The organism is Pseudanabaena sp. SR411, assembly GCF_002251945.1.
Classification (GTDB): domain Bacteria; phylum Cyanobacteriota; class Cyanobacteriia; order Pseudanabaenales; family Pseudanabaenaceae; genus Pseudanabaena.
Window position 1 is genome coordinate 1 of sequence record NZ_NDHW01000182.1, and the last position, 9298, is coordinate 9298.

10 protein-coding genes, 2 tRNA genes and 2 pseudogenes are annotated in these 9298 nt (G+C 42.8%); 3 read left to right on the forward strand and 11 right to left on the reverse strand.

Annotated features, from left to right (window positions below):
• Nucleotides 1-226, reverse strand: a pseudogene (locus B9G53_RS19035) (transposase); the annotation flags it as partial.
• Between the two features lie 127 nt (nucleotides 227-353).
• Between B9G53_RS19035 and B9G53_RS28125 the strand changes: the two are divergent.
• Nucleotides 354-614, forward strand: a pseudogene (locus B9G53_RS28125) (ISKra4 family transposase); the annotation flags it as partial.
• 37 nt (nucleotides 615-651) lie between these two features.
• Here the strand turns inward: B9G53_RS28125 and B9G53_RS19045 are convergent.
• From B9G53_RS19045 to B9G53_RS19060, 4 genes are all read right to left on the reverse strand, one after another.
• Nucleotides 652-2397, reverse strand: a complete 1746-nt coding sequence (locus tag B9G53_RS19045) for a SulP family inorganic anion transporter (protein WP_094535052.1) — start codon at nucleotides 2395-2397, stop codon at nucleotides 652-654.
• 55 nt (nucleotides 2398-2452) lie between these two features.
• Nucleotides 2453-3010, reverse strand: coding sequence for a rhodanese-like domain-containing protein (locus tag B9G53_RS19050; protein ID WP_094535053.1), 558 nt, complete (start codon nucleotides 3008-3010; stop codon nucleotides 2453-2455).
• 60 nt (nucleotides 3011-3070) lie between these two features.
• On the reverse strand, nucleotides 3071-3769 hold the full coding sequence (locus tag B9G53_RS19055; RefSeq protein WP_094535054.1) for an MBL fold metallo-hydrolase: 699 nt from the start codon (nucleotides 3767-3769) through the stop codon (nucleotides 3071-3073).
• Between the two features lie 376 nt (nucleotides 3770-4145).
• Nucleotides 4146-4219 (reverse strand) — tRNA-Val (locus B9G53_RS19060).
• 49 nt (nucleotides 4220-4268) lie between these two features.
• On the opposite strand from B9G53_RS19060, the gene B9G53_RS19065 reads away from it, so the two are divergent.
• Nucleotides 4269-4526, forward strand: a complete 258-nt coding sequence (locus tag B9G53_RS19065; RefSeq protein ID WP_094535055.1) for a glutaredoxin family protein — start codon at nucleotides 4269-4271, stop codon at nucleotides 4524-4526.
• Between the two features lie 2 nt (nucleotides 4527-4528).
• Here the strand turns inward: B9G53_RS19065 and B9G53_RS19070 are convergent, their stop codons facing one another.
• Complete coding sequence (locus tag B9G53_RS19070; protein WP_094535056.1) at nucleotides 4529-5842, reverse strand: aldehyde dehydrogenase family protein; 1314 nt, start codon at nucleotides 5840-5842, stop codon at nucleotides 4529-4531.
• Nucleotides 5843-5861: 19 nt separating this feature from the next.
• Nucleotides 5862-6338, reverse strand: a complete 477-nt coding sequence (locus B9G53_RS19075; RefSeq protein WP_254923733.1) for a hypothetical protein — start codon at nucleotides 6336-6338, stop codon at nucleotides 5862-5864.
• A 389-nt stretch (nucleotides 6339-6727) separates the two neighbouring features.
• Here B9G53_RS19075 and B9G53_RS19080 point away from each other — a divergent pair.
• A tRNA-Leu gene (locus tag B9G53_RS19080) sits at nucleotides 6728-6808 on the forward strand.
• A gap of 38 nt (nucleotides 6809-6846) precedes the next feature.
• Here the strand turns inward: B9G53_RS19080 and B9G53_RS19085 are convergent.
• From B9G53_RS19085 to B9G53_RS19100, 4 genes are all read right to left on the reverse strand, one after another.
• On the reverse strand, nucleotides 6847-7329 hold the full coding sequence (locus B9G53_RS19085) for a 2TM domain-containing protein (protein ID WP_254923734.1): 483 nt from the start codon (nucleotides 7327-7329) through the stop codon (nucleotides 6847-6849).
• 47 nt (nucleotides 7330-7376) lie between these two features.
• Nucleotides 7377-7919, reverse strand: coding sequence for an isopentenyl-diphosphate Delta-isomerase (idi, locus tag B9G53_RS19090; protein ID WP_094535058.1), 543 nt, complete (start codon nucleotides 7917-7919; stop codon nucleotides 7377-7379).
• Nucleotides 7920-8055: 136 nt separating this feature from the next.
• Complete coding sequence (locus tag B9G53_RS19095; RefSeq protein WP_094535059.1) at nucleotides 8056-8772, reverse strand: ubiquinol-cytochrome c reductase iron-sulfur subunit; 717 nt, start codon at nucleotides 8770-8772, stop codon at nucleotides 8056-8058.
• 73 nt (nucleotides 8773-8845) lie between these two features.
• Nucleotides 8846-9136 carry a hypothetical protein gene (locus B9G53_RS19100; RefSeq protein ID WP_094535060.1) on the reverse strand — a complete coding sequence of 97 codons (291 nt, stop codon included), beginning with the start codon at nucleotides 9134-9136 and terminating at the stop codon, nucleotides 8846-8848.
• Nucleotides 9137-9298 lie beyond the last annotated feature (162 nt).

Genomic DNA, 9298 nt, shown 5'->3' on the forward strand with positions numbered 1-9298 from the left:
AACATTTTTCAATGCGATTAAGGTCTGGAGAATATGGAGGTAAATAGACGAGCTTACATCCTGCTGCTTCGATCAAATCCTGAATGTGTCCACCATGATGAAAAGTAGCATTATCGATAATTACCCACTGCCCTGCCTTAAGAGTGGGAATCAAGCAAGATTCTAACCAGATTTCAAATACGTTGCGGTTGCAAGAACCTTTAATTGTAAAGGGAGCAATCAGTTGTCCTAGTCGAGGCACTTGACAGTCTCAAGCTTGGATCGATACTCATTGTCACATCCTTACATGAAGTTGGGAAGGCTTCTAGGTTACTTGCAGAGATGCAAACTATCGTGTTTCTCAATCGATTCTCCAAGGGCTTCAAGATGCTATTAGTTATTTTCGCAATCATCATCACCAAATGCTTTATGTTGAAACCATCTCCTCGAATTTACCAATCGGTTCGGGGAAATCGGCTTGCAAAGTAATTATCAAGACTCGGTTGGAGTGTTCTAGCATGAAATGGAAAGATTGGGGTGCTTCTGTAGTTTTGAGCCTTAGAACTTTGACTTATACCAAAGGCTGTTGGCAACAATTCTGGTCTAAAATCAATCGCTATGGTTTCTCTCTCTAATTCCTACATCAAATTTTGGTCACACCAGTTTAGTTGGCTAAATACCTGCTAACTCACGCATAGCGATATCAGTAGAGAGAAAGAAATGATCGCGTCCAGCATAATCAACAAAACCAATTTTGAGCAATTTATCCATTACTGGTCCCTTCACTTCCGAGAAATAGAAGTTAATACCTAGGGTTCTTAAATCGGCGATTAGGCTTTCAAGAACCTCTAAAGCACTAGCATCAATGAGATTGACTGCACTGCAAACTAGGAGGATACTGGTTACGACTGGGCGATCGCTAATTTCTCGATTTAAAAAATTCTCCATATATTTGGCATTGGCGAAGTAGAGACTGGCATCAACGCGGATTGCCAAAACTTGGGGACTGGTTTTGACCTCGTAGCGAAGAACATTGCGAAAATGTTCGGAGTTGCCTAAGCGTCCGACGATCGCAATGTGTGGGCGACTGGTATGCCATAGATGCAGAGACAAAGCCACCATTGCCCCAAAGATAATGCCCTTTTCGACACCTAAACCTAAGACAGCACCAAAGGTGAATAGCCATGCGATCGCATCGGCTTTGTCATAATTCCACATCCGTTTGAGGGTGGCAAAATCAATCAATTTATAAACGGCGGTAATGATAATTGCGGCGAGACAGGTTTGCGGCAGAAAATAAAACCATGATGTCAAAAACATCACTGTAATTGCTACTAATATTCCCGTAATGATCGAAGCTAAGCCCGTATTTGCCCCTGCCGAGAAACTCACTGCGGAACGACTGACCCCACCCGTTACAGGATATCCACCTGAAAAAGCTGCACCCACATTTGCCGCACCAAAAGCAATTAATTCCTGATTCGGATCGATCTTCTCACGGCGCTTACTGGCAAAGGCTTGCGCCCCTGAGAATCCTTCCATATAACCAACTAAAGCGATCGCTAGAGCCGCAGGTAATAGCGATCGCCAAATTTGCAGATCAAAGGTGGGGATGGTCAAGGGTGGAAAGCCCGATGGAACCATACCCACAACTCTAATTCCCAAACCTTGATCCCATTGGAAAATCGATACGAGCAACGATCCTAAAATCACCACCAGCAAAGGCGCACTTTTAGAAACAGGTAAAATCTTTTGGTCGCTCCAGCCTTGGCGTTTCAGTTGTTTGACGAGCGGCTGGTTAAAATACAGCAAAATCCCCATGCTGGCTAGTCCTAGCCCCAAAGTGACCCAATTGACTTCGCTAATTTTGCTAACGATTAAAGTGAGAAGTTCGATAAATGACTCGGTGGCAGGAATTTTTAAGCCCAGTAAATGTTTGACCTGACTAAAGCCAATAATGATCGCTGCACCACTAATAAAACCTGAAATCACCGAACGACTCAAAAAGTTAACTAAAAATCCCATTCGCAAAGCGCCCATGCCTATTTCAATAATCCCGACCAAGAGCGCTAAGGTTATTGCTAAAACTAGGTATTCGGAACTACCTTGAGGTGCGAATTTAGCGATCGCAGCCGCCACCATTAAGGAATCAACGGCAGCAGGCCCCACCGCCAATACCCGACTGGTTCCTAACAATGGATAAATAATTGCAGGAAAAATACTGGCATAGAGTCCAACATGAGGGGGCAACCCCGCTAAGAGAGCGTATGCCATACTTTGCGGAATCAAAAGACTAGTAACAATGATTCCTGCGGTGATATCACCAAATAGATGCTTCGATTGATAATGTCTTAACCAATCGAGAGCAGGAATATATTGCTGTAATCGCGTAGTTAGTGATTTAGGTAAAGAAGTCATGGTTTTGTTCTATTTCCCCTCTCCCTTAATGAAAGAGGAGCTAGGGGTGAAGGTTCTATCTTCTTTGGTTATAGGGTAGCTTTGACAATAGACCAGCCATCGCACAGGTGTTACTAATTCCCGCAAACATTAGCCCTGCGCCAACAAATCCTGTTAATAGCATGAACCAAGGCGAAACCACCGCACTTAAGATTGTGCCGAAGAAAACAAGGGAACCTGCCGTAATCTGCACTTGACGCATGATACTGATGGGCGCATTTTTATTGGCTTTGATAGACATACCCTGCGATCGCCATGCCATAATCCCACCCTTGAGGTGTGTCACTTCGGCATATCCCGCATCTAGCAATTTTTCGGCGGCGCGATGAGAACGGTTGCCAGAACGACAATAGAGAACCACCTGTTTGTCTGGATTGTGGGAGATTTGACGATGATCAAAGTTTGATAATGGAACCAAAATTGCTCCATCAATTCTCTCACTGGCATATTCATCCGCCTCACGCACATCAACTAACTCAACAGATTCGCGATCAATTAATTGCTTGAGTTGGTCAACATCAATAAGCTTAATTTGATTCTCAGATACAGAAGTTTGGTTCTGTGAAGTTGTCATAGGATTAAGAAATTTATAGATAGGTGAGAAAGTATTAAACAAAGGGCTTAAGCCCTTTGTTTAGGCAACGACAGGAGCCTTGCCACAACGCTCATTAGCAGGTACAGCTTCCGCTATCTTTTTGGGATTAGGAAGATTAAGGCTGCCCATGAACTCAATGAACTGATGGCGATCGCGTCCTACAAAACGCAAATTCCATTGTTTCTCTTCGCCAATGGTAGATACCAGATTGCCGCGATAGTCATGTCCAGGGTAAACAAAGGTAGTATCGGGCAAAGTAAATAGCCTTTGAGTGACATGATCATACAATGTGCCTGCATCGCCACTTTGGAAGTCGGTGCGTCCGCAGCCGCGAATTAGAAGGGCATCACCCGTTAATAAATGTGTGCCATCAACTAAGAAAGACATATGGCTGTCGGTATGTCCAGATGTGGCGATCGCCTGAATTTTGACTGCTCCCACCTGCAAAATTTCTTCATGTTTCACATAGCGGTTGGCACAAGCCGCATGGGCATTTTCAGGGACAATCCCTTCACAGCCCGTTAGTTCGCGTAATTTGCCAGTGCCTGTGATGTGATCCGCATGGATATGGGTTTCCAAACAAAATTTAAGAGTCAAGCCCAACTCTGTCAAGAGTTTAAGATCGCGCTCAACCTGTTCTAAAACTGGATCGACTAGGACTGCTTCCTTGGTAGCTGGATCGGCAATCAGGTAAGTATAGGTTCCTGTCTCTTGATCGAATAACTGGCGAAATAGCATGGCAGTAAATTCCTGAACTTTTAAGACTCTTCTAATATATTACTATATAGTAATATAAAATACAAGAGAATAAATAAAAAGATACTACTTGCTACAGAGATCGCCCAGCAATTCTTACTATCATACCTTCGCCAAATTAAAGTGTATCTGTAAACGAAGGAATGGGGTGGATAGCCCCTAGATTAGCAACTTTAGCAAAAATAGATGCCAATAAAATATGGTCTAATTTTTGCGGAAGTAATTTTAAGACTTCCTGAACATACTTGAATCGACGAAACCCAGTCTCCAAATCGAGGTTTCTTATTGAAATTAGAAGAGTCCTTCAGGAGTTGATTGGGACTCCCAAAAGACTTACTACTATCGGCTCTCCAGACTATGAACACAAGTGGACTCGAACCACCGACCCCCACGATGTCAACGTGGTGCTCTAACCAACTGAGCTATGCGTTCTGACGGATTAATAATATAACATAGTGGAGTTATATTCAACAAAAAATCTATGAAACTAATTTTGTATAGCAAGCAAGGATGCTGCCTGTGTGAAGGTTTGCTGACAAAATTACAACAGGTAAAGCAAGTTGCCTTCGAGCTAGAAATTAGGGATATCACGAGTAATCCAGACTGGTTCGATCGCTATCAGTATGAAATCCCCGTACTTTGTCTGCTTAACGATCGCCAACAAGAACAGGAATTACCAAGATTTCCGCCGCGATCGCCAGTCGAGAAATTAGAAGTATTACTTCAGCGCTATTGCTAAATTTATTGCGTCCATGAATTTGTCAACACTTGCTTAGTCGTCGTGAGTGCATAGATATCAATCACCCCCGGATATCTAGATGCACCTCGCGTTTTTAAGCTAGACATACCCAGAGCAATTTTGGCATTGCCGCTATCGTTAGGCTTAGAGCAACGACTAAAGCGACTATGGGCATTGACAAAGATCGTGCTGCTATTAACGCGACTAACAAAGCGATCGCGCTCGGATAGGGAATCAGTCAGCAATACATCGGCATGACCACTGCTGTACTGATTAATCCATGCGATCGCCTCCTCAGTATCATTAACAATTTTGATAGCGATCGTCTCGTCTAAATAAGCCTGTCCCCAAATATCCTCCGACTCGATCGATTGGTCAATGAGAATTTGACTGGGTTTGTCTGTTTCCTCAATATGGGATTCTTCTAGAAATTGCCGAAAATATGCGGTTGTCTCCGCACAACCACGTACTACTAAACCTTGCTTTTTGAGACTACTAATCCACTCGCCTAGCCCACGATCAATTGAGGCGCGATCCAGCCAAGACCGATGCACAATGACCTTTTCAATCGCATTCACCGCATCAGGATCACCTTTACGACTATTCAGAATAATTTCTTTGGCAAAGTCCAACTTGCCTGAAGCTGATAGATATAGATAGCAATTGCCCATTGATATTGGCAAAGCCGAAACCGTAGCCTGTTTGCTCACCTGCTGCACAAAGCTAGGACGACCATAGGGAATAACCAATCGCAAATACTTTTCTTGGACAATTAGTTCTTTGAGGGTCACACCTTTGGGGACGCAGGACATACATGCTTCAGGAAAATTTCTGGCAATAAGGATTTCCTTCACGATCGCCGCGATCGCTTCTTGGGTATTTGTGCCTTCGCTACCACCCTTGAGAATAATTGTATTACCGACCTTCAGGCACATTCCTGCTGCAATTAAGCCCAGTTGAGGAAATCCCTCATATATAAAAGCTACCACGCCTAAAGGGACGCGCTGATAGCCATTAATGCCCACATGCAGGGTGAGTGGATCAGGCAGATTCGCAAGCTGGGTCAGACATTCGATCGCATTGTTGAGGCGATCGGGAGTCAGTTTCAGCCACTCCAGTACCAACTCAGGTACAGCCATATCGCGACTAGCTTCTAAATCCAGCGTATTCGCTTCTAAAATTGCGTTTTTATGCTTTTTAATACTATTGGCAATTTCTAGTAGCAAACTATCACGGTCTCTAGTAGAGATTTGCATTAGTTGCAGCGCTGCTGCATGGGATTTATAAATGAAGCCTGTAAGGTCTTCTGGTGACATACTCTGTAATAAATAGTTGTTAAAGATCGCGCCGACGAATCACGAGCAATCGCCATATTAGCAAACCTAAAAGGGTAAACAACAAAATGGCTAGAGGAATACCTAAAGTTGATTTGAGATTTAGCGCCCAGACAATGACTAAAGCAAAAAACAGCAGTGAAGCCGCATATATCAAAGCCATTTCTAGCCAAGTTTGCTGTCCATTTCTACGAATAGGTTGCCATTTACCCGTCCATTGCCATGTGTGTTGTTGCGACTCAATCCCACCTAACTGCAATAGACTGTAGCCGTCGTTTTCTAGCTGAAATAGTAAAGAGCAGCGATCGCATCCAAAAGCATCAGTTAGTGCGATCGGCTTTAGCTTGCCGCGTTTGCGAGGGCAAGGACAGGGATAAATTTGCTCTAGATCGATTTTTTGAGGCTTATGGATATGCACTAGACGGACATGCTCAACAAGGGGGCTAAAGGTATGCTCAGAATAGGAATTATAGATCAAGCAACTAAACAAAATGATTGTATAGCAATCCTAAATCATTTGTAAGAAAGGCAAGGGGCTTAAGCCCCTCGTTATCAGCCTTTACCTTCTGGGTTTGCCTCCTTTTACGCACTTCCCAGTCAAGAATTTAGTGTTGCGAGGCAAAGACCCGCAACACTAAATTCTTACAACAATTGCCAATTAAACAAACCACAAGAAAAATCTTAAAAGCGTTGCGAAGCAACGCTTTTAAGATTTTTCTTGATTTGGGGTCAAGCGCAAATCGCTGTAAATCATGTGCGGCGTAGAGAGCCGCACATGATTACCTCTAGATGTCTATTAAAATTTTGTGTAGTAATTCACCAAGATTGCTGTATTATTTTATTCGGTGCAAAAAACACCTAACTCAAGCGGATGTGGCGGAATTGGTAGACGCGCTAGATTTAGGTTCTAGTATCTTTGATGTGAGAGTTCGAGTCTCTCCATCCGCATATAAAAAAAGAGGTAATGCGAAGCATTACCTCTTTTTTTACTTGAGCCATTCTTCGAGGCTAGTGGTTAACTTACCTGTAATTTGAGCTGTAAGCTGATCGCGCTTTTGTTTACGTAGCCATTTTTGAAATTGCTTTTCGTATTCTTCACTTTCTGACTGGTAAATAACCCATGAATCTAGTGCAATGCCTAATCCCCAAAACAATAAAGGATAGATTGCCCAACCGATTCGACCAGATGTAAACAGGTTGAGTGCTACTAAAAAAGAATTAACGATCGCATATTTCAGGACATTTGATTTTAAAGATTTTCTTTTGTATTTATCAAACTCTACCTGCTCTTTGCAAACAGCTTGCGTAGATTGCCATTCCTGCACAGATGCTAAGAAATCGGCTTCACTGATACCCATATCGGAAGCAATCTCATATACTTGCTGTTTGGTCAAATTTTGACCATTGGTTCTTTTAGCAAGGGCATAACGGAGAATCTGATCGACTTGTTCTTCTGAATAAGTTTCCATATTTTCCTCCAGAAAAATAAATACAAACAACATTGAGTTGTTTGTATTTATCCTAGTTCAGTAATGAAGCGATCGCAGCAATCACGTAGCCAATAGGTATAAGATTGCGGATTTTTTTGAATATCAGCTTGCAAAACTTTTAAATCTATCCATTTCCAATCTTCAGCTTCTTCAGGATTGAGAACAGGCTCGTGATCGCTATATCCTAGCAGCAAATGATCAAACTCATACTCGGTTAGTTCATGATCTAGTTGGGCGCGATAAACAAAACTAAATAGCTCTTGCAACTCGCAGTCAAAGCCCATTTCTTCTTGCAAACGACGATGAGCCGCATCTAGTGTCATTTCATTGGGGCGAGGATGACTGCAACAGGTATTTGTCCAAAGTCCTCCTGAGTGATACTTATGTTTAGCTCGTTTTTGTAATAAAAGTTGATTCTGTGAATTCAGCACAAAAATCGAAAAAGCACGATGTAGTGAACCATCCCGATGCGCTTGCAATTTTTCCGCAATCCCCACTTGGCGATCGCTTATATCTACTAAAATAACCTGTTCTTCTAAAAGCGTATTTATCTGCGCCGTTGCACTCATGGTATTTACAAAAATAATATTTTAAAAGCCTTGCTTTGCAAGGCTTTTAAAATATTATCTGGTTTTGTTAGGTCACTTGCATTAAGACAAATCAAAACCCAAAAAGCAAGAGGCGGCGCAAAGCGCCGCCTCTTGCTTATGTCCTAGTCTGTTTGCGCTTCTCTTTGCGACATTCCTCATCTTCCTGCTCAGATTCCGACTCTGAAGATCGCCGCTCTTGCTTTTTGGGAGAAAGGTTAGGGCTATCATCATCAGGCTGTACATCTGATTTACGTTCTGAAGATAAGCGATCGCGTTTTGAGGGAGATTCGTTAGTACTAGCCTGATTATTTTGAAGATTTGATGATGAACTGGTATCACCAACAATTAAAACCTGTTCGTTTTCCACTGTGACGGCATAAGTTGCCAAAGGGATTTTGGCGGGAGCTTCGCGAGGACTACCATCTGCGGCAAAGGTTGCATCATGACAAGGACAGAAAAATTCTTGTTTGTCCTGTTGCCAGTTCACATCACAGCCTTTGTGAGTGCAGATAGGATTGACCGCAAATAGCTTTTGGGGATTACGGCGATCGCGGACAATGATGACACCATCAGCTATTAATTGCCCATCGCGTTCTAGTTGAGCGATCGAGCCGATGACTCTAGAGCCTTTACTTACAGTAGTTGCGGCTACAGGCGAACTTGCGATCGTGCTTGTCGTAGCTACAGGTGAAGTTGCTGGCAATGGATTTGCTAAAGCGGTCATTGAGCTTTCAGCTTGTTTGGTTGCGGTTGAGCATGAGGTTAGCGTAGATGGCAGCACACTCACTAGCCAACCTAGCCCCACCCAAGTTAAAATTTTTCGACGATTCATATTAGTTTTCTCTAAAATAATCTTGATTTATTCTGGATTACCCCAACCATCCAGTAATTTTGCGAATTCCAAATTAGATATCTTGGATAGAGCGGCGACGTTTTTTGCTAAATATTCCCATCATGAAGATTCCAGTTACGAGTAAGCCAATCAAGCCAAGTCCATCAAGCAAAACGTAAAAGGTTCGGAGTTGTGGTCCTAGAAAAGAGCCTTGATGGATATTCAAAAAGATTTCGCCAATGTCTTTGGACATGCCAAACCAACTTCTACCCACGCGATAGGCTACGCCTGTAACAGTGGTAAGCAAAATTGGAATTAGCAGAATAGGAGCGATAAAGCGGTGAAGTTTGCGCCAGTTCATCATTTCTTTTAGCCCTGTTAATCAGTGAATGCGTTGATTATGCAGATCAAAAGTAAAGAACTCGGAAAGACATAAATAGGGCTTATACCAAAACGCAAAATGGCGTAGCCATTTTGCGTTTTGGTATAAGTAGCCCTGCACTCAAGTGCGGGCTAAAAGCTGAAA

Excerpts from the sequence above, each read along its gene's own strand:
- B9G53_RS19085 (WP_254923734.1), bottom strand. The coding sequence starts at position 7,329 with ATGGAAACTTATTCAGAAGAACAAGTCGATCAGATTCTCCGTTATGCC.
- B9G53_RS19065 (WP_094535055.1), top strand. The coding sequence starts at position 4,269 with ATGAAACTAATTTTGTATAGCAAGCAAGGATGCTGCCTGTGTGAAGGT.
- B9G53_RS19095 (WP_094535059.1), bottom strand. The coding sequence starts at position 8,772 with ATGAATCGTCGAAAAATTTTAACTTGGGTGGGGCTAGGTTGGCTAGTG.
- B9G53_RS19070 (WP_094535056.1), bottom strand. The coding sequence starts at position 5,842 with ATGTCACCAGAAGACCTTACAGGCTTCATTTATAAATCCCATGCAGCA.
- idi (WP_094535058.1), bottom strand. The coding sequence starts at position 7,919 with ATGAGTGCAACGGCGCAGATAAATACGCTTTTAGAAGAACAGGTTATT.
- B9G53_RS19100 (WP_094535060.1), bottom strand. The coding sequence starts at position 9,136 with ATGATGAACTGGCGCAAACTTCACCGCTTTATCGCTCCTATTCTGCTA.
- B9G53_RS19055 (WP_094535054.1), bottom strand. The coding sequence starts at position 3,769 with ATGCTATTTCGCCAGTTATTCGATCAAGAGACAGGAACCTATACTTAC.
- B9G53_RS19045 (WP_094535052.1), bottom strand. The coding sequence starts at position 2,397 with ATGACTTCTTTACCTAAATCACTAACTACGCGATTACAGCAATATATT.
- B9G53_RS19050 (WP_094535053.1), bottom strand. The coding sequence starts at position 3,010 with ATGACAACTTCACAGAACCAAACTTCTGTATCTGAGAATCAAATTAAG.